Source organism: Limnoraphis robusta CS-951, assembly GCF_000972705.2.
On record NZ_LATL02000300.1, the window covers coordinates 1 to 25,078 of the forward strand.

At 43.0% G+C, this 25,078-nt stretch carries 19 protein-coding genes and 1 pseudogene; 10 read left to right on the plus strand and 10 right to left on the minus strand.

The genetic code is table 11. The annotated features are described in order from the left end of the window. Positions 1–277 (minus strand): annotated as a pseudogene (locus WN50_RS25045) (RNA-guided endonuclease TnpB family protein); the annotation flags it as partial. Positions 278–330: 53 nt separating this feature from the next. Between WN50_RS25045 and WN50_RS25050 the strand changes: the two are divergent. From WN50_RS25050 to nuoK, 8 genes are all read left to right on the plus strand, one after another. Next, entirely contained in the window at positions 331–1,968 is a 1,638-nt protein-coding gene (locus tag WN50_RS25050; protein WP_053221598.1) for a carboxylesterase/lipase family protein, read from the plus strand. A gap of 189 nt (positions 1,969–2,157) precedes the next feature. Next, positions 2,158–2,655 carry an HNH endonuclease gene (locus WN50_RS25055; protein WP_046278650.1) on the plus strand — a complete coding sequence of 166 codons (498 nt, stop codon included), beginning with the start codon at positions 2,158–2,160 and terminating at the stop codon, positions 2,653–2,655. A 117-nt stretch (positions 2,656–2,772) separates the two neighbouring features. Next, positions 2,773–3,270 (plus strand): phosphohistidine phosphatase SixA, encoded by a 498-nt coding sequence (sixA, locus tag WN50_RS25060; RefSeq protein WP_046278652.1) that lies wholly within the window; start codon positions 2,773–2,775, stop codon positions 3,268–3,270. A 129-nt stretch (positions 3,271–3,399) separates the two neighbouring features. Continuing rightward, positions 3,400–4,578, plus strand: a complete 1,179-nt coding sequence (locus WN50_RS25065; RefSeq protein ID WP_046278649.1) for a citrate synthase — start codon at positions 3,400–3,402, stop codon at positions 4,576–4,578. A gap of 232 nt (positions 4,579–4,810) precedes the next feature. After that, on the plus strand, positions 4,811–5,929 hold the full coding sequence (gene nuoH, locus WN50_RS25070) for an NADH-quinone oxidoreductase subunit NuoH (RefSeq protein ID WP_046278648.1): 1,119 nt from the start codon (positions 4,811–4,813) through the stop codon (positions 5,927–5,929). A 152-nt stretch (positions 5,930–6,081) separates the two neighbouring features. Then, positions 6,082–6,690 (plus strand): NAD(P)H-quinone oxidoreductase subunit I, encoded by a 609-nt coding sequence (ndhI, locus tag WN50_RS25075; protein WP_046278647.1) that lies wholly within the window; start codon positions 6,082–6,084, stop codon positions 6,688–6,690. A gap of 91 nt (positions 6,691–6,781) precedes the next feature. Continuing rightward, positions 6,782–7,408 carry an NADH-quinone oxidoreductase subunit J gene (locus tag WN50_RS25080; protein ID WP_046278646.1) on the plus strand — a complete coding sequence of 209 codons (627 nt, stop codon included), beginning with the start codon at positions 6,782–6,784 and terminating at the stop codon, positions 7,406–7,408. A gap of 80 nt (positions 7,409–7,488) precedes the next feature. Beyond that, a complete protein-coding gene (gene nuoK, locus WN50_RS25085; RefSeq protein WP_046278645.1) occupies positions 7,489–7,800 on the plus strand; it encodes an NADH-quinone oxidoreductase subunit NuoK in 312 nt (103 codons plus the stop codon). Between the two features lie 106 nt (positions 7,801–7,906). Here the strand turns inward: nuoK and WN50_RS25090 are convergent, their stop codons facing one another. The 6 genes from WN50_RS25090 to WN50_RS25115 form a co-directional block, all read right to left on the minus strand. Beyond that, positions 7,907–8,221, minus strand: a complete 315-nt coding sequence (locus WN50_RS25090) for an MGMT family protein (RefSeq protein ID WP_046278644.1) — start codon at positions 8,219–8,221, stop codon at positions 7,907–7,909. Continuing rightward, entirely contained in the window at positions 8,164–9,321 is a 1,158-nt protein-coding gene (locus WN50_RS25095; protein ID WP_053221599.1) for a serine/threonine protein kinase, read from the minus strand. Before WN50_RS25095 ends, WN50_RS25090 begins: the two co-directional genes overlap by 58 nt. A 175-nt stretch (positions 9,322–9,496) precedes the next feature. Next, positions 9,497–10,525: an ABC transporter substrate-binding protein gene (locus tag WN50_RS25100; protein WP_046278643.1), complete on the minus strand. Its 1,029-nt coding sequence runs from the start codon at positions 10,523–10,525 to the stop codon at positions 9,497–9,499. A 20-nt stretch (positions 10,526–10,545) separates the two neighbouring features. Continuing rightward, positions 10,546–11,799: an FAD-dependent hydroxylase gene (locus WN50_RS25105; RefSeq protein WP_046278642.1), complete on the minus strand. Its 1,254-nt coding sequence runs from the start codon at positions 11,797–11,799 to the stop codon at positions 10,546–10,548. A 124-nt stretch (positions 11,800–11,923) separates the two neighbouring features. After that, positions 11,924–12,286 (minus strand): rhodanese-like domain-containing protein, encoded by a 363-nt coding sequence (locus WN50_RS25110; RefSeq protein ID WP_046278641.1) that lies wholly within the window; start codon positions 12,284–12,286, stop codon positions 11,924–11,926. A gap of 106 nt (positions 12,287–12,392) precedes the next feature. Beyond that, complete coding sequence (locus WN50_RS25115) at positions 12,393–16,655, minus strand: hypothetical protein (protein WP_046278640.1); 4,263 nt, start codon at positions 16,653–16,655, stop codon at positions 12,393–12,395. Between the two features lie 321 nt (positions 16,656–16,976). Between WN50_RS25115 and WN50_RS25120 the strand changes: the two genes are divergently transcribed. Together WN50_RS25120 and WN50_RS25125 are read left to right on the plus strand one after the other, a co-directional pair. Continuing rightward, complete coding sequence (locus tag WN50_RS25120) at positions 16,977–17,357, plus strand: after-VIT domain-containing protein (protein WP_160315442.1); 381 nt, start codon at positions 16,977–16,979, stop codon at positions 17,355–17,357. A gap of 118 nt (positions 17,358–17,475) precedes the next feature. Next, entirely contained in the window at positions 17,476–19,797 is a 2,322-nt protein-coding gene (locus WN50_RS25125; RefSeq protein WP_046278638.1) for a VIT domain-containing protein, read from the plus strand. Between the two features lie 665 nt (positions 19,798–20,462). On the opposite strand, the gene purL is transcribed toward WN50_RS25125, so the two are convergent. The 3 genes from purL to WN50_RS25145 all read right to left on the minus strand — a co-directional run bounded on the left by purL (position 20,463) and on the right by WN50_RS25145 (position 24,979). Beyond that, on the minus strand, positions 20,463–22,847 hold the full coding sequence (purL, locus tag WN50_RS25135; protein ID WP_049561149.1) for a phosphoribosylformylglycinamidine synthase subunit PurL: 2,385 nt from the start codon (positions 22,845–22,847) through the stop codon (positions 20,463–20,465). Between the two features lie 421 nt (positions 22,848–23,268). Then, a complete protein-coding gene (locus WN50_RS25140; RefSeq protein ID WP_049561152.1) occupies positions 23,269–23,901 on the minus strand; it encodes an MAE_28990/MAE_18760 family HEPN-like nuclease in 633 nt (210 codons plus the stop codon). Then, a complete protein-coding gene (locus WN50_RS25145; RefSeq protein WP_152964923.1) occupies positions 23,894–24,979 on the minus strand; it encodes a DUF262 domain-containing protein in 1,086 nt (361 codons plus the stop codon). The genes WN50_RS25140 and WN50_RS25145 overlap by 8 nt, the downstream gene beginning before the upstream one ends. Positions 24,980–25,078 lie beyond the last annotated feature (99 nt).

Sequence of the window (25,078 nt, forward strand, 5' to 3'; positions counted from 1 at the left end):
TTTTTTGCCGACAATTCTTATAGAACCTCTCAATGGATGCCCATGCTCTTTCTGCGTGGGCTTGTCGAGCCATAGAATTGAGTTGGTTTACCCAGGGAAAACTCGGGTTGTCTGACAGTAGTTTGCAGTAGGTATAAGCATCGTTACGACTTTTGATTTGACCGTCTATCCATGCTTTAATGATGCTGTTGCGAACAAACCTACCAGTACGGATAGCTTCGTCTAACTTTCTGTACTGGTATTGCGTTCCTTGCAGCTTCATTTCATACACAAGCATAGATTATCGGCATCTAGCCACGATAAACTTATGTTAGCATAAAATAATCCGTCGTGAACGACCTTGCTCTAAACCTGCTTCTCTTGGTAATCTTGATCTTCGCAAAATTAGCGTTAGCAGAGGGGAAAAATATGGGATCTAGCAATACTCGTGTTGATAATGAAGTGCAGATCGACAGTGGCAAAATTCGCGGTGTGGGAACGGGCGACGTGATTAGCTTCAAGGGCATTCCCTATGCCGCCCCACCCGTGGGCGATCTCCGCTGGCGGATGCCGCAACCCGTTCAACCTTGGTCCGACGTGCTGGTGGCGGACGAATTCGGGCCTGCTTCCATGCAGACAGAGGATGTACCGAAGTCCGAAGATTGCCTCACCCTCAACGTCTGGCGACCCGCTGAAACCTGCGATCAACCGCTTCCGGTCATGGTATGGATTCATGGTGGCGCAATGGTGTGTGGCAGCGCTGCGCTGTACCCTCTCGATGGGTTAGCGTCCCAAGGTGTCGTTGCTGTGAGCATGAACTTTCGGTTGGGGCGGCTCGGTCACTTCGCACATCCCGCTCTGGCTGCGGAGTCCCCCAATGATGTTCGCGGCAACTATGGCTACATGGATCAGCGTGCGGCTTTGCAGTGGGTACAGCGCAACATTGCTGTCTTTGGTGGCGATCCCAACCGGGTCACAATCTTTGGCGAGTCGTCCGGGGGCGGCTCGGTCATCGCCCATCTCACCTCGCCCCTGTCCCGCGATCTCTTTCAGCAGGGGATTGTGCAGTCCGCAGGAAGCCCAAGTGCGCGGGCGAAAGCCGTCGTCCCTTCGACCGATCTCGCCGATGCCGAAAGGATGGCGGTGGAGTGGGCGAGTTCGTTGGGTATTACCGGCGAGGGTGCCGATGCCCTCAGAGCGCTGCGATCGCTTCCGGTGGAAACGATCATTGAAGGCGTTAGCGCATACGAGACGTTAGCGGCGTTGTCGGCCGGAGCGCCACCTGCGGGCATGGCAATGTCCATTATTGACGGACAGTTCCTCGTTGATAGCCCCGAAGCGGTTCTCGCCAACCGACAGCAGGCGATGGTGCCGACAATAGTGGGTGCAACCGATCGCGACCTGGCCATGGGCATCGCCAACAGCAAAGAGGAACTATTCGCCCAGTTTGGCCCGGATGCCGACCAAGCACGCCAACTGTATGACCCTCGGGGCTACCAAACCCTGGAAGAACTCAAGCAACAGGTTTTTGCGGACAAGCTGCTGGTAGAGCCGGCCCGACACTTCGCCAACGAGATGGCCCGGGCGGGTCAGCCCGTTTGGTCATACCGCTACGCCTATGTGTTTGAGGGGCTGCGGAATCTGCAAACCGCCGAGACAATTGAACAAAGCCTGGGACTGGGCAGCAAGCACACCTTGGAAATTCCCTTTACCAATAACGCGACCGAAATGCTTGAGGCCGGTTTCATGGGCAGCCCAAAAATTAAGGTCACGCCAACTGACCGGATGATGGCGGACTTGACCAGTGGCTATTGGGTTCAGTTCGCAAAAACGGGCAACCCCAACGGCGAAGGGCGACCCACCTGGCCGCAACATGACCCGGCAGCGGATCGGATCATGCACTTCACCAACTCGGGCGTGATTGTCGGCACAGACCCGCTCAAGCAACGCCTCGACCTCTGGGAAGCGGTGTGGGAGCGAAACCGTTGATGGGATAGCCCCGTTCAGGATTGATGGGTGGGTTGGGTGGAGCGGTTGCCAAACTCAACCCTTCCGATTCATGGGGCAATACCAATCAAGATACACCATTGCCCGTTCTCAAAGTTGAAGGGTGAGGGGGTACTCAGGGGTTAAGCTGTGTTAATATCGTTTAAATACTATAATCGCAGCAAATCGTCAATGGGTAACGTTCTAGTATTGAACGCCTCCTATGAACCGCTAAATATTACCAGTTGGCGGCGGGCGGTGGTGTTATTACTCAAGCAAAAAGCTGAACGGGTTGAGCATAACGGAAAGTACCTTCTCCCCGACTTTCCTCTACCGACGGTGATCAGATTACGCCATTATGTCAGAGTTCCCTACAAAGACATTCCTCTAACTCGCAGGAATATCTTGCACCGGGATAGTCACACCTGTCAATACTGTGGCTATATCGGAGATGAACTAACGCTTGATCATGTGATTCCGCGATCGCGTGGAGGTGGGGAAACCTGGGAAAATCTGGTAACAGCTTGTGTTCGCTGCAATGTCAAAAAAGGAAGTCGCACGCCCAGAGAAGCCAGTATGATCCTACGTTATCCCCCCCGAAAGCCTTACAGTAGTCTTTACTTTGAAGTGACGAAACACGTCAAAAGCGGTATGAATCAAGAGTGGCAAAAATATGTAATTGGTCTTTAACCCCTGTTTGCTGAGAAAACAGGGGTTTTTGATTTTCTAGACCGTTTTTTTCAGTGAACGCTGTTTACTGAGGAATTCTGCTATGCTAAATATTCCTGTTGAATGGGAACCGTCACGATGACCCATCTCTATTTGATTCGTCATGGCATCGCCGCCGAGCGAGAACTTTACGAAACCGATGAAGAGCGTCCTTTAACCAAAGAGGGCGATCGCAAAACCCGTAAAGTGGCTGAGAAACTGCTCGAGTTGAATCTAAAGTTTGATATTGTGCTGTCAAGTCCATTATTGAGGGCCTGTCAAACGGCAGATATTCTCAAATCTGTAGGTTTAACGGATCGTGTTGAAGAATTTCCCCCTCTGGCCCCGGAGGGTGAGATTAACTTTTGGTTGGACTGGTATCGAAACTGGAGTCAAACGCTCGGAGAGAGTCTGGCTTTAGTCGGACATGAACCGGATCTGGGAAATTGGGCGGAAGTGCTAATTTGGGGAGATGTTCGAGGGGGTTTGATCGTCAAGAAAGCGGGTGTGATTGGGATCAGTTTACCGGAAACAGGTTCGCTGGTGGGAAATAGTCAACTGTTTTGGCTGAGTCCACCGAAATTTTTGTTAAGCTGATGGCGATCCTCAGAAATAGCTGATTTCCCACTTTTCGTGTTTGTTAACTAAATGTTGTCAAAATGGTAACTGGATCAGTTGTTCTGATAATGTACCCTCAATAGGTTATATGTACATTGAGAAACGGCTATGACTTTCGTCGGCGAATACAAGCCTGGTTTAGAAGGTGTTCCTGCAACCTTGTCCAGTATTAGCTACGTCGATGGGCAAAAGGGAATACTTGAATATCGAGGCATTCGGGTTGAGGAACTCGCACAAAAGAGTTCCTTTCTAGAAGTAGCGTATCTTCTGATTTGGGGTAAACTTCCGACTCAAGAAGAACTCGAAAGCTTCGAGCATGACATTCGCTACCATCGTCGAATTAAATATCGCATTCGGGATATGATGAAATGCTTCCCGGAAACGGGTCATCCGATGGATGCGCTGCAAACCTCAGCCGCCGCATTGGGTTTATTCTACTCCCGTCGCGCCCTTGACAATCCCCAGTACATTGGAGAAGCTGTCGTGCGACTGTTGGCGAAAATTCCGACGATGGTCGCTGCTTTTCAACTGATGCGGAAGGGAAATGACCCGGTTCAACCGAGAGATGATCTCGACTATTCGGCGAATTTTCTCTATATGCTGAATGAACGGGAACCTCATCCCCTAGCGGCGAAGGTGTTTGATGTTTGTTTAACGCTTCATGCTGAACATACCATTAATGCTTCGACTTTTTCGGCAATGGTGACGGCTTCGACGTTAACTGATCCTTACGCGGTGGTGGCTTCTGCGGTGGGAACGTTAGCCGGACCCCTACATGGTGGGGCGAATGAAGAAGTGTTGTTCATGTTGGAAGAAATTGGTTCAGTGGAGAATGTTAGACCTTACCTGGATGGACTTTTAGAAAATAAAGCCAAAATCATGGGGTTTGGCCATCGGGTTTACAAGGTGAAAGATCCTCGCGCCACGATCTTGCAAAAATTAGCTGAGGAACTCTTCGAGGAATTTGGCCACGACAAATATTATGAAATTGCCCTAGAACTTGAAGCGGCGGTTCAAGACAATCTCGGACATAAGGGGATCTACCCGAATGTAGATTTTTACTCGGGTTTGGTCTATCGCAAGTTAGGCATTCCGACAGATTTGTTTACTCCGATTTTTGGGATCGCTCGTGTGGCTGGATGGTTAGCCCATTGGAAAGAACAATTGGGCAAAAATCGCATTTACCGTCCCACTCAAATCTATACAGGTTCTCACGGTGAACCCTACATTCCCATTGATGAACGAGCGGTGCCTCTCGGTGATCAGCTTGAACAAAATGGCAATTAGAGACAGTCGAAAATACACAGGGAAATAGTTCACAAGCTGTAATCAGGTGAAAGATGATTTCTCGCTCAAAAACCCTGTGAAATTTACGGCCTGTGTGAATTTGGCTGCGGTCGAACGCTATACTGAATCTGGAGTAAAGTTTTAAAGAATCTTTACAAACTAGATAGATTAACCCTCGCTCAACCAAGCGATGTCAAAATGTCTAGGGTAATTCAAGTTTGAGTCTGGATAAATGAACCCAGGAATTGACTTACAAGGAAGTTTTGTCCAAGCACTGATGGATTTCGGTATACCCCCAGGTGCCGCTAAAGTCATCTGGATGCCCTTACCGATGGGTTTGATGTTGGTGGCGGCAACTGTGGGTGTACTCGGTTCTGTTTGGTTGGAGCGGAAAATTTCTGCTGCGGCTCAACAACGGATTGGCCCGGAATTTATTGGGCCATTGGGAACCCTGGCTCCCGTCGCTGATGGTCTGAAGCTACTGTTCAAAGAAGATATCGTTCCGGCTTTGGCTGACCCCTGGTTGTTTACTTTGGGGCCAATTATTGTAGCGATTCCCGTGTTTCTGTCCTACCTGATCGTTCCCTTTGGACAGAATTTGGTAATTAGCGATTTGGGAACGGCTATTTTTCTGTGGATTGCCTTATCGAGTATCCAGCCGATTGGCTTGCTGATGTCCGGTTATGCCTCAAACAACAAATACTCCCTCCTGGGAGGGTTACGGGCGGCGGCACAGTCGATTAGTTATGAAATCCCTCTGGCTTTGGCAGTGTTGGCTGTCGTGATGATGTCCAATAGCCTCAGCACCATTGATATTGTCGAACAACAATCGGGTTACGGTATCTTGGGCTGGAATATTTGGCGTCAACCTGTGGGCTTTCTAATTTTCTGGATAGCCGCATTGGCAGAATGTGAACGCCTACCGTTTGATTTACCGGAAGCTGAAGAAGAACTCGTTGCTGGATACCAAACCGAATATTCCGGGATGAAGTTCGCTTTATACTACCTAGCCTCCTATGTGAATTTGCTGCTGTCGTCATTGTTGGTGGCGGTGCTTTATTTAGGGGGTTGGGATTTTCCCATTCCGGTAGAGGCGATCGCAGGTTGGTTAAATATCAGTGAAACCACACCTTGGTTACAGGTAATTACAGGGACTTTGGGCATTACCATGACCCTGCTAAAAGCCTATGTGTTGGTGTTTACTGCCATTCTGTTGCGTTGGACGCTGCCGAGGGTACGGATTGACCAATTGTTGAATCTCGGTTGGAAGTTTTTGCTGCCTGTAGCACTGGTGAACTTGCTTCTCACCGCCGCTTTAAAATTAGCCTTCCCGATCGCATTTGGGGGATAATTCACCCTAAATTCAAAGGCAAAGGTGAGAAAAACGCTGTTCTTCTGTCCTTTGCCCTGACTAGATAAAGCCAGTCGTTTAGTCAGCTTTCCATCTGAGACTGGATTCAAAAATCAGATCGCTAGAACTGTTAAAACTTGAGAGAGAACATCATGTTAAAGTTTCTAAATCAAGTCACCGACTACGCCAAAGAAACGTTTCAAGCTGCGAAATATATTGGTCAAGGTTTATCTGTAACCTTTGATCATATGCGTCGCCGTCCGATTACGGTTCAGTATCCCTACGAAAAATTGATTCCTTCTGAACGGTTTAGAGGTCGGATTCACTTTGAGTTTGATAAGTGTATTGCTTGTGAAGTTTGTGTGCGAGTTTGTCCGATTAACTTACCTGTTGTAGACTGGGAGTTTAATAAGGAAAATAAGAAAAAACAACTCAAACACTACAGTATCGACTTCGGCGTTTGTATTTTCTGCGGAAACTGTGTAGAATACTGCCCGACTAACTGTTTATCGATGACGGAAGAATACGAGTTAGCGGGCTATGATCGCCATGAGTTGAACTATGATAGCGTGGCGCTCGGACGTTTACCCTACAAGGTGACCAATGATCCGATGGTTTCACCGATGCGAGAATTAGCCTATTTGCCCAAGGGGGTTATGGACCCTCACGAAGTTCCTCATACTGCTCGCCGTGCAGGTTTGCGTCCTGAAGAAATTTTGGAACAAATGGAAAAGGAACAAAAATCAAAGAATGAGAATTAGGAATTCTCTTGAGAAGATAGGCAATTTTTAGGTTCGCTTGTCTTCTCAATTTACCATCATCGATTAAACACCAAGAAAGGAAACAAGAGTTGTGAATTTAGCAGAAGGGGTTCAAATTGTATCGTTCGGCTTGCTGACGATTATGATGCTTGCAGCAGCTTTAGGAGTGGTTTTGCTGGAAAATATTGTCTACTCAGCCTTTTTGTTGGGTGGTGTATTTATGAGTATGGCAGGGCTATATCTCTTGCTGAATGCTGATTTTGTCGCAGCCGCCCAAGTGTTGATTTATGTCGGTTCGGTGAACGTATTAATCCTGTTTGGGATTATGTTAGTGAACAAGCAGGAAAGCTTCAAAACTTTACCCAATGCGTGGATTCGGAAAGCCTCAACGGCTTTGGTTTGTGGGGGGTTATTTGCCCTACTGAGTACGATGGTATTGTCTACGCCTTGGGGAGCGGGAATGGCTGTTAGCGTTCCCACAACAGAAAGTTCAATTGTGATTATCGGACAGCATTTTTTCAGTGACTTTTTGCTGCCTTTTGAGTTAGCTTCTGTGTTTTTGTTAATGGCAATGGTGGGTGCTATTGTTCTAGCTCGTCGAGATTTTATCCCCGAATTACCCCCTGAAGGACCGATTCCAACTCCGGGCTGGACTTTACAAGAAAGACCTCGTGAGTTGCTTTCGGTTTCTAGTCAAAAATCTTCTTCTGAAGGTTGATGTTTGATAATTTTTCCCTGATCAACAGTGAGAAATTACTATTTTTTATGTTGTAAAAAGTTAGGAGAGACAAGCAATTCATGCAATTACAATTAGAGTATTTTTTGTTAGTTGCGGCGGCTTTATTCTGCATCGGGATTTATGGATTAATTACCAGCCGAAATGCAGTGCGAGTGTTGATGTCGATTGAGTTACTGTTAAATGCAGTGAACTTGAATTTGATGGGTTTTTCTAATTATTTAGATGGTGTCAGTCTGAAAGGTCAAGTGTTTACGGTGTTTGTGATTACTGTAGCAGCCGCAGAAGCTGCCGTTGGTTTGGCGATTGTATTAACAATCTATCGTAACCGCGACACGGTTGATATGGAAGAATTTAACCTGTTGAAGTGGTAAACAGCCAACAGTTTTGTAGGGGCGGGTTCTGCAAAAATTTCTGTTGGCGATCAATAATTTATATAAACCCGCCCCCTCTTTGGGTTCACCTTCTTAGAGATAAATTTTAAGAAGGTTTCCATTGATATTGACCTAGCTTGATTTTCCCTTCTGAAGTAAAGATTATCCCTTCATCTTCAAGTCGTGTTTTCTGAAGATAATCTGTCCCCTGACGTAACGTTGAATGAGAAATTTCGCCTTTTGCGTTAATCACCCGATGCCAAGGAATATCCGAAGATTGAATCTCTACGCGATACAACGCATAACCAACCAAACGGGCTTTTCCGGCTAAATTTGCCAACTCTGCAACTTGTCCGTAGGTGGCTACTTTCCCGACTGGAATCTGACGAACGATATCGTATATTTTATCATAGGTAGACATGAATTATACCATAAAATATAAATGAGCAAAACATCAATACTTCCAAAAATAAGAAGAAAACCTGGGTTTAAAATTATGCCAATTCCTTCTGTCTGGATTATCAAAAACACCACTCCATTCCAGAGTAAGCTACAAATCCAGAACAATACTATCTCGAAATATCGAGGCATCAGAGGCATCAAAGGTGAAGTATCAAGCGTGTAACTTCTCGGTTTTTGTTTTATTTTAACTCGACTTCTTTGAACTTCTTTCTGAAGAGATTGAAGCACAGAGTCAGCAGAAGAAATCATTGCCGAGTTTTTATTCAGTGCATTCAAAGCTTCTGTTGCCGACTGAAATCGATCTTCAAACATCGGTTCTAACATTCTCTCTAACCAATGGGCAAATTCAGATGAGATTCGTACAGAAGAACGAACATCTATTTTCATCCGCTTTTGGGGAAGTTCGTCAGGGGAACGATGGGTTAATAGATAGAGTAAAGTTCCGCCTAAACTATACAAATCAGAAGCAGGATAGGCTTTTCCTCGCAACTGTTCTGGGGGCATATATCCAATAGTTCCGACAAAGGTTCCACTGAAAGATATTGTGTTGCGATAGATATCTTGAACTGCCCCAAAATCCACTAAAAACACCTTTCCATCGGCTTTTCGAATAATATTTTGAGGTTTGATATCCCGATGAATAATGGGTGGATTAAGTTGATGTAAATAGCTGATAATCTCTAAAATTTTAATCGCTATTTGCTTAATTTCTGCTTCTGTTGGATGCCAACCTTTTTCAACCCAAGCGGTTAAAGAGTCTCCAGAAACTAATTCTCGAATTAAATAAAATTGTCGATCTTCGTCTGTATCGAGGTGAAAATAATCGAGATATTTTGGAATTCCTGGATGATTTAAGTGAGAAAGAACTTTCGCTTCTCGTTCAAATAATTCTAGTATTTTCCAGTCTTGGGCTTGTCGCAAGGAAACGGCTTTAAGGGCGACTCGTTGATAATTTGTCAGATCTTCGGCTTCATAGGTAATTCCCATTCCTCCCTCACCCAAAGGGGTAACGATGCGATAGCGTTGAGCAATAATATCATTGGGTTGATGTAGAGTCATGTTGACGTTTCTCCCGTTAAACCCGTTCTTGATCTATTATGACTTAAAATTGTAGGGTGCATCAAATCCGCAGTCTTTGTATCTAAGTCATTAAATTAACCTGTTTGATGCACCCTACTTATGCACTAAAAACCCGGTTTCTTTGAGAAACCGGGTTTTTATAACTCTACTGTAATCATACTGACCAAACGGTTAAATCGACAGAATCAGAGAGTTTTGGAACATTTTTAATAATATTATACTGAACTAAACGCTCTGACATACTTTTCCAACGTTCTGGTGAAATTAAACCCAACGGTTGATCTAAACTTTCTCCCTGGGTAATATATTCTGAAATCAATTCTAACGATTGAGTTTGATAGTCTAAATTATTGTATTTACTCTTAGGGTTAACGTAATTTTCAACAACAATTTTAGCCGCTTCTGGAATATTTTTTAGAGCGAGTTTCCAGCCTTGAAAGGTTGCTTTTAGAAAGGCTTTTACCTGTTCTCGCTGCATTTCTAACAGAGAATTATGAGCAAAAATCGTCTGAACGTAAGCGTCATAACCATAGTCACTCAAGCGAATAACGTTTGGTTCAATTCCGGTTTGGTAAGCAAAGCCTATCGGTTCATCAACGAGATAACATTGAACTGCATCGACTTCCCCAGTTAACAATTTATCGTATTTTTCATCTAATGAAATATTGACAACTTCTATCTCATCTGATGAAAGTTGACTATAGCCCATCACTAAGTCCATGACTTTTTGTGTATCACCATGAACGCCGACTTTTTTTCCGACTAAATCATGCAAAGATGCTATATTATTATCAGGCATTGACATCAAACCCAAGGGAGAAGTTTGAAACATGGTTGCAACGGCTTTGATGGGTTTTCCGGTTGCTTGAGCGGCTAATATAACGTCTTGTTCCGCACAACCAATAATCGTCGGATTTTCTGCAACAATATCTAAAAGATCAACCCCAAAATCCCAAGGGTGAATGTTAATTTTTAATCCTTCTAGGGTATACAGTTGATAATAATCTGCCAGTAAAACCCCAGCAAATTGAACATTATATTTCCAGTCTAATTGTAGGGTTAATTCAGTTAATGAGGGACGAAATAACTGCTCCGGTTGAGGACGTTTTCCGAAGTCTCCCAACAGCCAAAACGTACTCAAAAAACTTGATTTTTGCAGGAAATTTCGACGACTAATTAACACGATGGAATGATAAAAATGGTTTAGTATTGAGGATGAATAGAACGACCAAACAGCCCCGTCATTACACGTAAAGCCAAATATCGAAAAGGTTTAACTTTTCCTAAACTCCACAATCCCCAGCGACGAATTGTTACTTTTGGCCGCCAATTTCCAGAAAACATTCGATCTAGGAAATCAGTAAAGGCTAATATTAGCAAATTTTCTTTTTGACGCCAAGCTTGATAACGTTTTAAAACGCGCATTTGTCCGATATCTTCATGGTTTTGAGCGGCTTGTCGCAATATTTGAGCCAACGCCCCCGCATCGCGAACCCCCATATTTAAACCTTGGCCGCCCACAGGATGACAACAATGGGCTGCATCGCCAATTAACGCCAGTCTGTGTTGAATATAGCGTTGGCTTTGCATCAGTTGAACGGGGAAAACATAGCGATCGCTTTCTAATTCTAAACGGCCTAAAAGTCCGCCTGTGCGATATTCTAACAACTGTAAAAACGCTTCTTCATCCAGATTTTTTAAGGCTTCGGCTTCGGCGTGAGGCGCCGTCCACACCACCTGACAACGGTTTCCCGGTAAAGGCAAAACCCCCATCGGGCCACTCGGCCAGAAGCGCTCAAACGCGACATTATTGTGAGATTTTTCGGTTTTGATCGTCATGGCGATGCAAGACTGCCAATATTTCCAGCCATAGGTAGAAATTCCCGCCGCTTGACGTAAAGGCGATCGCGAACCATCAGCAGCAATGACTAACTGAGTTCGCAGGGTTTGAGTTTTTCCCTCTACTTCTAGCTCAATTTCGGCAAAATCCGGCTGATCATTCACTTTTACCACTTTCGCCGGACAAAGCCAAGAAACGTTTTCACAGGAGTCGAGAAAATCGTGCATTGCGGTTAAAATCACCGAATGTTCACCGACATAACCCAGCGCCTCAGTCCCAAGATCTTCCGGTTTGAAGTGAACCACAGTGGGATGATCGCTGTCGCTGAGACTAATTTGACGAAAGGTGGTAATTTTCGGTAGGATCTCGTCCCAGACTCCCATTGCTTGTAGAATGCGTCCCGTTTGCAGCGTTAGGGCGTAGGCTTGTCGGCGACTAGCGGCGACGGTTTTAGCTTGGGGTTCGATCAAGACAACTCTCAGATTAGAATTTTTTAATCCACAGGCGAGAGTCGCCCCGACAATACCGCCACCGACAATGGCTAAGTCGTAGTCAAGATTAAGCTGAGACTGCCGTTGAGATTGGGTTTTTGTGTGTGAACGCTGCTCAAGAAGCATAATTAGGGAATTGACGACCGATGCTGACGAATTTATACCTATTCTATTCTGACTGAAAATCGCAAATTTCGCACAGAACCCGGTCTCTAAGAGAAACCAGGTTTTTAATACCTACTGTGCTAATTCAATACCGAGGGATTAACGGATCAATGACGGCGGAGTAAGCATCTATCCCTCCTGCGATATTTTTGACATTGGTAAACCCCTGACGTATCAACCACTGGCACATTTGAGCCGATCGCATTCCGTGATGACACATTACCAAGGTTTCTTTTTCAAGATCGAGATGGCTGTGAATTTTGTCAGACCATTGGCTAAATTCGCTCAAGGGTAGGTTGATAAATCCCTCCAGGTGAGCAATTTCCACCTCTTGAGGTTCACGAACATCCACAAGCTGTAGATTTTCGGTTGAACCTTCTGTTAGACGGTGTTCTAACTCTTCAACCGTAATTTCAGGGATGGATTGATAGGAAAACGACTCGGACATGAGCGGAATTCACCTTTAGGGTAAGGAAACAATGACTGGCAATCTCCTCATCAATTGTATATAAAAATCCGGCAATTGCAATTGAGATTGATCCATAACTTCTATTTTAAAGATAAATTTTGTTAGGGATTCCTCTAATTTGCAATTCGATCCGGGGTTGTTCACTGCTGTAAAAGACAATACCTTTATAATCTCTTTCAGGATTCCCAAAACGAAGTTGATGACCATCAAAAGCTTCAATCGCCACATCTCCGATTTTAATTCGACTGCGTTTACGATCAATTGTAACTTGCAACTCCTTGGAAGTCACAGTATCTCGAATCCACACCCAGAGCGTTAATTCCCGTCGCACTCGCTTCATCTCCAAATGAGCCACTTGAAAACTATAAATCTTTATTTCACGGTTAATCAGTTTGATTTGTGTTCCGGGGGGTAATCCAATAATTCCTAAATCCGAGTCAGACGCAACAAAATCAGAGTTTTCTTCCTTTGTAACAGAAGTTGATTCTAAAGTGACCTGAACATCAAGACGAGGCGGTTCAGGGGAAACTTCCGCCGGAATAATCACCCAATCATAGGCTTTACGAGTAATTTCTTGGCGAATTTCTTCGGCTCTTTTAGGTTCAGCAACAACAGCATAATCTCGCTGTTTGAGTTTAGTTGCAATCCAACGTTTTCGGGCAAATTGGCTCAAATAAGAATCATCATGGTTGACAAATTTTTCGTAAAATCTCAAGGTAGGAACTAATTCCCCTATTTTTTCTAATGCTACGCCTATTTCTTCAACCGAAAGATGCTGTCGCCACTGAGAATGAGACAAGACTTTTTCGAGAAAGCCCACATATCGACTGCGGAAATCTCGCGCTTGTTCGGGTGTTAAACTGGAACGGGCTAACTGTCGTACCCATGCCAATCTAAACTGCATTGTTTCAGCTTTGGGATATTTATCAATCGCGGTGATTGCATCAACCCAGCGCTTTGTTCTAATTAAATACTCGATCCAATCTTTTTCGCGATGTTGTTTTTCTAAAGCTTGTCCGATGCAATCAATATATTTTAACCATTGTTGAGTTCCGGGTTTTCCCGCCTTCTCCCATTCGTTAACAATGCGTTGATAATCTCCGACTTTTTCTAAATAGGGAAATCCCTCTGGAAATCCCAGTAATTCAGCTTCAGCCAGATTATATTCTCGCTTTTGGGTGGCACCACTCTCTCGCCAACAGCGCACCGCTCGTCTGAGGTTTTGAGCGTGATAAAAACAATCGCCTGCGAGTTCTAGCAGTCCATGATATTTGGCTTCATCTAAGCCTTCTAAAACATCTCCTAATCTTTGCCAATCTTTTTTGTCGAGTGGTTTTTCTCGGATCAGATTGCGAATTTGACGGCTATATTCTTGAATGGCGGCTTTCCAGGGTTTAACGAGGCGATTTTCCGCCAGTAACTTATTGGCTAAATTTTCTTCTAAAAAGCGAGTAAAACTTTTAACATTTGCTAGGGTTTTTGGCGTTTGCGCCATGAATTCAACGATTGAACGTTCAATGGGTTTTTGTTCAGGAAATTGTTGATACCAATCGATTAACGCCTGCCAACAGAGTCCTTCCCAAAAACAACTCCAGGCTTCTTTTTCTTTTCCTCGTTGTAAGAATAACATTCCGGCTGGATGAAATTTTTTCTCGAATTTTAACGCCCAAGCCTGACATAAATCAGCTCGTTCTAAATTGCCTAATTCGCTGTAAAATTGTTGAGCGCGTCGTAAAGAAGTCGCATCATTTTGGCTGCGTCCGTTTTCTTCAAATTCTTTCGCCTGAGACTCTCGGTTATCTCGATCTAATCCCCCTAAATTATCTCCCCAACGTAACCCCCCAATTGAACTTTCCCAGAGGCTTCTATCTTCGACTTGTTGCAACCAAAATTCAAGTTGATTTGTCTGATCATCGCTGGCATATTCCCACAATAAACGATCTCCGAGTTCGGTATCAATAATAATCAAATCCGACATTCCTCGACTCGCCGCCACATAGAGTTTATTAAAAAAGTATTCTAACTCTAACGGATGAGTTTCTTGAGGAGCGAGATAATCCCAAATCGGACGCTGAAACTCTTTGGCAAACTGTTCGCCAAACTTATATAATATGACTAAGGGGAACTCTAAACCTTTGGCTTGAATCGCGCTCAAAACATTTTTGGGTGGATTTTCTTCACTCACTTCGGGAAATAAACCCGCTAAAAATTCATCATTTTTGATATATTGTAGTTCTCCACCCGCTTCACAAGGTACAATAAAAATGGGAGATTTTTCGACATGACGTTTTAAGGCTTCAGCCGAAAATCCCCGTTGACCAAAAATAAACTTTTGCGGTTCATTAGAGTCAGTGTATGTTTGCCAAGCGGCTTGGGGTTTTAGTTCGCGAATTTGGAATAAAATATGTCTCCATAAATGAATTAAATTCGTGACTTTAACAATCGATAAACTCGAGCGATAATTGGACTCTAGTTCATAAAATGTCATGTTCAAATTTAACTGATGACTGGGATCGAGAACCGCAATCACCTGATCAAAAAACGTTGCTTTCACACTTTCCCAGCGAAACCCTGTAGGATTTAACGTTTGAAAGGGATCACCCGCAAACGCAAAGGGCAAACTGTGAACGGGCGGATATAAATCACATTTTGAAAATGCCGATAACTGCATAATTAACCGCAATTCTAACTTCGTAAAATCTTGGGCTTCATCACAAAAAATTGCGGTATATTGAGACGGAAAACATTGTAAATCTAGGACTTTGCGAATTAAATCTTGATCATCCCAATATCCTTCTCTCGTTGTCAGTTGATGATACCAGGGCCAAACTTGTTGATAAATCGCTTGAAAAATATCAGGAGAAATCGTTCTTTCCCGTCGAGGAACTTCTTGATAATCTGCGGGATTCATATATCCCTCTTGTTCACCTGTGAGGGTATATCCTTTGATAAACGTGCGGATAATATGCCAACACAATTCAGGGGAATAACGGCTGTGTCTGCGACTGCAATGTTGACGAAAATCATAAAATGAAATGTATTTATCTGGATCGAAGTGAATATTCTCTTCCGGGGGAAGTTGATTCAGGAGAAAATTTTGAAACGACTGAAAACAATCACAGATTGACAGCTTGTCTTCTTGATATCCGTTGCCATCCAGAAGATATTTATGATGATTATTCAGCAGTTTTTCAACCGCTTCTTGGGCTTTGACTAGCAGCTTTTCATTATAGGTTAAAAACAAAGGTTTATAGATTTTTTCGTCTTTTTTAGGCTTATTTTTTAGATAATATTTTTGATAGCGATCGCAATAATCCGCAAACAAATAAACCAACATCGTTGACTTGCCACTACCCGCCCGTCCATTAATAAAAACAGGGAGAGAATGGGTATTTTGTTCAGCCGTCGAAAGTTCATGTAAAATTTCTTCTTCTTCCACCGACAGCGCTAAATTAATCCCCGATTCTTGTTCAAGTTCGAGCCAAACTTCAGCATCTAAAATCAAATAACCCGGATAAGAACGACGAGTATAGCGAGATAAATCATCAAACGTCACATTTTGAGAAAACAGCGTTTGAGTATTTTCAGGGGAAAAAATATGAGTCACATGACCCACTTCTGCCAGTTCAGTTAACGCCGGATCTCGATCAAACGTTGCCAACAAAAACAAAACATTTCGATGAGGCCAATCAACCGTTTCCACCAAACTATACAAAATATAGCGATGTTCATTGGGTTTCCCACACAAATAAACATTTAACCAGTTTGTCTGATTGCGGCGAATGCCGTTATTAAACTCACTTTCCCCCATTAAATGGGTAATAATTTCGTGATAGGTTTTCCATTGAAGTTGAATATCCCGTTGCTTAAATTGATTCACCCAAACTTCACTTTCACAAATGATCAAATCAGCCGTATTTCTTGCCCAACTCGGACGTTCTAGCCAAAGATGATATAATTGATCAGGTAGCGGTTGCCGACGATTAATTAATTGTTGTTCTTCTCGTTGGACGTTCAAACTGGCCGCCAATTGTTGAGGGTCAACAGACGGTTCGAGGTGAAGTGTGCCGTATTCCTCTGGATTTCTCAGAAATGCTTCGTATTCCTTGCCCCCTCGCGTGAAAACGTCCAGTAGACACAGCACTTCCTCAGTCCCCAGTCGCAGAACTTTTCCCAACAGTCTCAAATTTCTGACGGGTCGCTTCAAATAGGGATAATTTCGTTCAAACAAAGCTTCGACGGCAGTCATCCCTTGACTCTTGACCGTGACCAAAAGTTCAGCTACCTGACTTTGAATGCCGTGTTGTCTGGCTTGTTCATCAAACCGAGGAGTGGTGTAAATATACATAAGTGTCCTTCCGCCAACGCCTGTTGATGCCCTATTAAGTCATTGTGCTAGATCAAGTTGACAGATTACAAACTTCTTTGACCGTCGGGACAACGCCAACCCCTCAGTTATCGGTGATCAATGCTAGAATCTCAGAGGCAAACGTAATAAAAATTAACCATTTTAGCCGGGTTTGTTTACCAAAAATAACGATTTCAGCTTGATATCTCAGAATAGGTTGTGAATATTGGAAATAGGGGCGCTCTGATGATCCCCAGCTAGGTCAGTCAGATCCCCTTGTGAGTACCATCAACACCCTTGAAGAAGATGAGGTCTTCAATTATGTCCGTATCTTTTATGAGTCCCACTGATGTCTGCTTTGCAGATTGGTCAAGGACAAGGGATTGGATGCTGAAATATTCTCTCGCATCCGAAGCCGTTAGTCCGCTACAGGTGATTGATGTTACCGGATTAGACACAGAAGGCATTGATTCTTTGAAAAACCATTTAAAAACTCTCGAAGTTCCTGCCGAATTCATGGGCGAATTAGTGTTTGAATTACAAGTTAAAAAGGATAGAATACGGCGTGTTTTATGGAATGAAAAAGCTTCAACTCTTAACAAAAAAACGATCATAAAAATGATTCAAAATGCCTTAAAAGATTGGATCGTTCCCGATTGCGACAGTGAAATCTTAGTTCTCAGAATCCACATCAATTCCTAAGCCTTCTGAGAAACTTAACAAAACTTCACTTAACCAGGGTCATTTACTTCCGAAAAATCGAAATTTAACTTTGATGTCTCAGAATAAACGATAAATACTTATTTGGAGGGCTACTCCCATGCCAGCGTCCCCACCCAAAATCGGCGGAATTACCGCCCAATCTCCAGATCACGTTTCTTTAATATTTCCCCTCAAACACACCGAAGTTTTTGCCCAAATTTCCGGAAATTTATCTCGGGTTGAAATTAAACAAAGTTTTGAAAACCCTCTAACACAACCGATGGAGGCGGTTTATACCTTTCCGTTACCGGATGAAGCCGCAGTCGATCAAATGGAGATCAAAATTGGCGATCGCACCATCAAAGGCGATATCAAAAAGCGAGAAGAAGCCCAACAAATTTATCAAACCGCAAAACAGCAAGGACGTACCGCAGGCCTACTTGAACAGCAGCGAGATAATATCTTTACCCAATCTTTAGCCAATATCAAACCGGGCGAAGAAATTGAAGTAATTATTCGCTATACCGACAGCCTAAAATTTGAAAAAGGGGATTATGAATTCGTTTTTCCAATGGTTGTCGGTCCCCGTTATATTCCCGGTGAAAAAATTGATCAAAGCGGGGATACAGACCAAGTTCCCGACGCCTCTAAAATCACCCCGCCTATCGTCCCCGAGGGAACACGTTCCGGTCAAGATATCGGCGTAACCGTTGAAATTAATGCGGGTTTACCGATTTCCCAAGTTCGTTCGACTTCCCATCAAATTAACATCACAGAAAGCGGAGAAATTGTTACCGTTAAACTTGACAAAAAAGACACAATCCCCAACAAAGATTTAATTCTCCGCTATCAAGTTTCTGGAAACAATACCCAAGCAACGGCATTAACCCAAAGCGACGAACGGGGCGGACATTTTGCCCTTTATTTCATTCCCGCAATTGAGTACAAAACCGATGAAATTGTTGCCAAAGACGTTCTGTTTTTGATGGATACATCCGGTTCACAACAGGGCGATCCTCTGTTCAAATCTCAGGAGTTAATGCGGCGATTTATTAACGGGTTAAATCCAAATGACACCTTTAACATTATGGATTTTGCCAATACAACCTGCAAACTTTCAGAAACGCCGTTAGCCAACAGTCCCGAAAACCGCAGCCTCGCCATCAACTACGTTAATCAACTGCAAGCCAATGGCGGAACGGAACTCTTGAATGGGATTCTAGAAGTCTTAAAATTCCCCGAAGTTACCGACGGACGGTTGCGGAGTATTGTGTTGTTAACCGATGGATATATTGGCGATGAAAATGCCATTTTATCGGAAGTTAAAGACAACTTAAAACCAGGAAATCGCCTATACAGTTTTGGCGTGGGAAGTTCGGTGAATCGGTTTTTAATTAACCGCATAGCCGAAATTGGTCGGGGAATTTCGCGTGTTGTTCGTCAGGATGAACCGACTCAAGAAGTCGCCGAAAAGTTTTTTCGACAAATTAACAACCCCGTTCTAACTGACATCAATATTCACTGGGAAGGTAGCGGAGAAACCCCAGAAATTTACCCCGAAATTACCCCCGATTTATTTGCAGAACAGCCTTTAGTATTGTTCGGGCGAAAAGTTGATTCTGCTGCGGGTAATTTAAAAGTTACCGGAAAAATTGCCAACGGAAACCCCTACGAACAAACCTTTTCCATTGATTTCTCAAATGCGGGAAATGTAGCCATCGCCCAATTGTGGGGACGACAACGCATTAAACACCTGATGAATCAGATGTTGAGTTACGAGACAAAATCGAATGTAGAAGCCGTTACAGACACCGCTTTAACCTATCAATTGTTATCGCAATACACCGCATTTGTAGCGGTTAGCGATGACGTTCGGGTTGACACAAACCAGCAGAATATTTCTGTTGAAGTTCCCCTAGAAATGCCCGAAGGTGTTAGTTATCGGGGTATGCTTGGGGCGGCTAACCTAAAAAGTGCTAGTATTCAGGGTATTGTTTCTCCAGGTTATTCACCGCCTCAAAGATCTTCCCTGGAACTCGGAGCAAAGGCTAGTTTCGCCCAGTCTATGTTTCGACGCAACCACAGAAGAAGTAACGATTCGGATTCCTCCGATTTTATGACTCAAGAAAGAGAAAGAGGAATAGAAGACTCAGTTCGCTATTCTTCCATAAAAGTCATCAAAACGACAGGATTAGATGAGGCGGAAACTCAAACATTAACCCAACACTTACAAACGCTCAAAATTATCGCCGAGTTTACGGGTGAATTGGTGTTTGAACTGCGAGTTAAAGACGGACGTGTTAAGCGGATTGTAATTGATGAAAAAGCTTCTACATTGGACAAAGCAGTAATTAAGCTAATTCGTCAACACCTACAAACCTGGAAAGTTCCGAGTTCAGCCAGCGAACACATCGTTATCAAATTGCAGCTTAATTCCTAAAAATGTAGGTTGGGTTGAGGATACGAAACCCAACTGAAAATAACCCAACCTACTATCTTTTGGGTTTCACTGCGTTCTACTAAAAATGTAGGTTGGGTTGAGGATACGAAACCCAACTTCAAACAACCCAACCTACTATCTATCTTTTGGGTTTCACTGCGTTCTACTAAAAATGTAGGTTGGGTTGAGGATACGAAACCCAACTGAAAATAACCCAACCTACTATCTTTTGGGTTTCACTGCGTTCTACTAAAAATGTAGGTTGGGTTGAGGATACGAAACCCAACTTCAAACAACCCAACCTACTATCTATCTTTTGGGTTTCACTGCGTTCTACTAAAAATGTAGGTTGGGTTGAGGATACGAAACCCAACTGAAAATAACCCAACCTACTATCTTTTGGGTTTCACTGCGTTCTACTAAAAATGTAGGTTGGGTTGAGGATACGAAACCCAACTGAAAATAACCCAACCTACTATCTTTTGGGTTTCACTGCGTTCTACCCAACCTACAATTTGTTTATCAGTAGGTTGGGTTGAGGATACGAAACCCAACTTCAAACAACCCAACCTACTATCTGTTGGGTTTCACTGCGTTCTACTAAAAATGTAGGTTGGGTTGAGGTTACGAAACCCAACTTCAAACAACCCAACCTACAATTTTTTTTATGAGTGCATCCGTCGTTCAATGGCATTGAAATAACAGTCTTTCATTTCAACAACTCCCATTTCAACCAACGTTAACTCATCTCCCGCCAATATTTTCAACGGCGCCGAACTTCCTTCAACTTTCCCCAAATTGTGCCAAAATTCTCCCTTTTCTCCCAACTGTTGTTGCAGATAATTTTCCCAGTTTGCTTGATTTTGAGGACTCACGGAAACCAAAATTCTCGCCCCACCTTCAGCAAATAAAATCCTATCCCAACGTCGTTGTAAAAGCGAATCTATTCCTAAATCAATTGTCGCGCCTTTCTCACTATTAATACAACATTCCGCTAACGCAACCGCTAACCCTCCCTCAGCAGAATCATGGGCAGAATTCACCCAACTTTGACGAATTCCCTCCCGACAAACTGCTTGTACTTTGCGTTCTAAATCATAATCCACTTCTGGCGGTTTCCCAGCAATAATACCATGAATTTGGGCTAAATATTCAGAAGCCCCTAAACTGATTCGGCTATCTTTGATTTCCGTTTCTTCTGCTTGAAATTGCCCCAATCCTAACAGATAAATAATATCCCCTTCCGTTTGCCAAGCCAACCCACAAGTTTGAGAAATATCATTAACTAATCCTACCATTCCAATCACAGGAGTCGGATAAATCGCTTGGGGTTTTCCCTCAGAATCTAACGTTTCATTATACAGCGAAACATTCCCCCCCGTTACAGGTGTAGAAAACTCCCCACAAGCCTCAGCAATACCCCGACAAGCTTCTGCTAATTGCCAATATCCCACCGGATGTTCAGGGCTACCAAAATTCAAATTATCGGTAACAGCAATAGGTTCAGCCCCCACACAACTAAGGTTTCTAGCGGCTTCTGCAACCACCGCTTTTGCCCCTTCATAGGGATTCAAATAAACATAACGAGAATTACAATCAACCGTTGCGGCAACACCTCGTTTATAGTCTATTTTGGCTTTATTTTCATAATAATTCACCGGACGTAAACGGACAATTGCCGCATCTCCACCGCCTGGTAAAATAACAGTATTATTTTGAACTTGATGGTCATATTGTCCATACACCCAACGTTTAGAAGCAATACTCGGCGTATCTAACAACGTGAGTAAAATTTCATTCCAGGTTTTGAACGTATTATTAATATGAATCCCTGAAACCGTACAAGGGGGTAATAAATCCTCCGTCCATTCCCAAGCTTTACGGGCATATTCAGGGGCTTGGGCTAACAGTTCCCGATGATAAATTGGCGTGTTATCGGCTAAAGCCGTTGCGGGAATTTCTGCGGCAATTTCCCCTTTAAACAATATTCTAACAATCGGTTCTTCGATAACCGTTCCCGCCACAACCGCTTGCAGTCCCCAGCGATGAAAAATATCAATTAATTCCTGTTCCCGCCCTTTTTCTCCCACAAATAACATTCGTTCCTGAGACTCAGATAACAAATATTCATAAGGCACCATTCCCGTTTCCCGAACCGGAATTTTATCTAAGTCTAATTCAATCCCAACGCCGCCTTTTGCTGCCATTTCCGAAGTCGAACAGGTAATCCCCGCCGCCCCCATATCTTGGGCTGCAACAACCGCCCCCGTTTTAAACGCCTCCAAACAAGCCTCAACCAAGGATTTCTCTAAAAACGGGTCGCCCACCTGTACCGCCGGACGGTCTTCTATCGACTCCTCGCTGAGTTCCGCACTGGCAAAACTGGCGCCGCCCATGCCATCCCGTCCGGTTGTTGAACCAACATATAGCACGGGATTCCCGAAGCCAGAAGCCCCCGATTTGACAATTTCCGACGTTTCCATCAAACCGATAGCCATCGCGTTTACAAGGGGATTTCCGGCGTAGGCTGGGTCAAAATAGACTTCACCGCCCACAGTCGGGACGCCGAAACAGTTGCCATAATGGGCAATTCCTGAAACCACGCCACTAAACTGGGTTCGGGTACGGGCGTCATCGAGGGAACCAAACCGCAACGAGTTTAACACAGCGATGGGACGCGCCCCCATTGTAAAAATATCTCGCAAAATTCCGCCGACTCCGGTTGCAGCGCCTTGGAAGGGTTCAACGGCTGAGGGGTGGTTATGGGACTCAATTTTAAATGCCAATTGTAGGCCGTCTCCGAAGTCTACCACACCCGCATTTTCTCCGGGGCCGACTAAGATGCGATCGCCTGTGGTGGGGAATTGTTTTAACAGAGGACGGGAGTTTTTGTAGCAGCAGTGTTCACTCCACATCACGCCAAACATACCCAGTTCCGCTTTGTTGGGGTGGCGTCCGAGACGTTGAACGATTTCTTCGTATTCGCCGGGTTTAATGCCTTCGTTGGCGATTTCTTCGGGGGTAAAGGGGTAAGGGGCGGAGGTAGACATTTCAGGGCGATCGCATCACAGCAAAATTATTTTACCGACATTTGGGCAACAGTTGACTCAATAAAGTTAAAAAATCCCTAAATTTACCAGTCGGGGCGTTTTTGCTTGCGCCCTAAAAAGATAGAATGAATTGGATTAGGATCATGTATATTTGTAGCCCAAAAACTCATTATGAAAGTAAAAGGAATTATTCGAGGTCAAACCATCCACCTTTTAGAACCGATATCAATCGGGGATGGAGTATAAATAGAAGTAGACATTCCCGATAATATTACTATCGTTCCAGACTGGGATAAACTGAAAGAACTTATCGGAATTTGCCAAAATGATTCAGAACTTGACGAAATATTCGCGGAAATCAATCATCAGCGTTACTCTGATTTAACCTATCCTTTTCTGAACAAATTATCAAAAAATCTATCTATGGATTTTTAAGATATAGTTTATTGTCAAGGTAATCAATAATTAAAATTGCCAATTCATACATTACTTCTATCGCTGCTTTTTCATATTCCTCGTATTCTTTTAAGTCTTGAATAATCATTTTCTTTCCATGAGCAATTTCATTTCTTCTTGTTACCAAAGTTTTCAGTTTAAATTCATATTCATCTATTCGCCTACAATTAAGGCATACTTTTATTGAATTATCCTTAAATAACTTAGGATATAGATTTGATTGGGTTTCTAACTTAACTTGAAAATCAAGATTGTCTTCTAGCATTGTTCTAAATCCTGTTTGTCCAAAATTCCACAGACTTTCAGGTGATAAATCTCCTTTCAAGCTCTTAAATTGCTTTTGAAGTGACAGTTTAGCTATTTCATCTTTACAGTCTTTTCTTTTGATACCTGCCTTTTGCAGTTCGTCTAGATATAAATCCCACGCAAACTTACAAAACCCTTCATAATGGGCATAAAGCATTGCCCATAGAGCGCGAAGAAGCACTCTGGATCTATCAGTATCTTTTGAGGCTGCAAAAGCTTCCTTTCTTAATATGGCAAGTTCTGCCTCTCTCCAATTTAGATCCTCTTCTAATTGCTTTAACCAGTTACTCATTTATCAATTCTAAAAGGGCATCTTGAATTACTTTAATTCTTCCTTCTAATTTAGACAGCTTATTAGCTCCTGAACCTGTATTATCTCTAAATTCATCAGTCTGAACTGTATCTATTATCTTTTGTTTAACTTGCTGCCTTGAAACATGATGAATTTGATCGATCACATTAAGAGTGCCTACAGTAATTGCTTCATAGTAAGCAGGCGCAAGGCCACCAATAGGTTTGTCTCCTCTATATTTCACAAATGCCCCTTCTCCGAGTATATAGCTTAAAAAATCGAATAACTTATTAAATTCATAGTCTTCTTTTTTATAGTCAAATTCTATTTGATTAAGCAAAACTTTTTCCATGTAATTATCCAACCAATCTTGCACACTTCCTTTAAATAAACTTCTGGCGTTTTTTGTCGCAAAAAATCTCAACACTAATTCTTCATCTCCTTTTTTTTCTTTCTCAACTTGCGCCAATGTTTCTATACAATTCATAAAACCAGAATGAGATGCTTTATCTTGAATAAAAGAATAAAAACGAATACCATCTTCACCTATCATCCGAGCAGAACAATTGCGAATTTCTTGAGGATCTAAAATCTCTCCGCCTGTATTCAAGCGTTTAAACATAGCGTACCGTAACATTGACTTACTTTGACGTTTGATAATTACTGTTCTAACAGATGATCGTTTAATTGTAAGTCTAAGTCGTAACGATAAATCATCGTATTTCTTTTCGTTAAGTTCTTTGACTAAATCGCATCCTTGAAGAGTAAGAGGCTCTAAATTTAAAAGATCGGGATTTATAAATTGAATAACAGAACTCACTCTCTGTAAACCATCAATTAATTCAAAAACACCATTTTCCCTTTCTATAACGAAAATTTGAGGGATGGGAAGTTCTAGAAGGATAGATTCTATCAGGCGAGATCTTTGATCGTTAGACCATCTGAAAAGACGTTGATACTCGGGCTGAATTTTCAGTTCTTTTTCCGAATACAAATTTACAATCTCACCAAAGCTTAGATCCAGCGCTTCAGTGCGTACTTCACCTATTTTTTTATCAATAAAATCTTCTAAATCCATTTTTACCTCTTGAAGATGAAACATTAACCAGGTTTAATTAAAAACTCAAATTCAAATTTATACTTATTTTGTCTATGCTTTATGTTCTAATAAACTCCC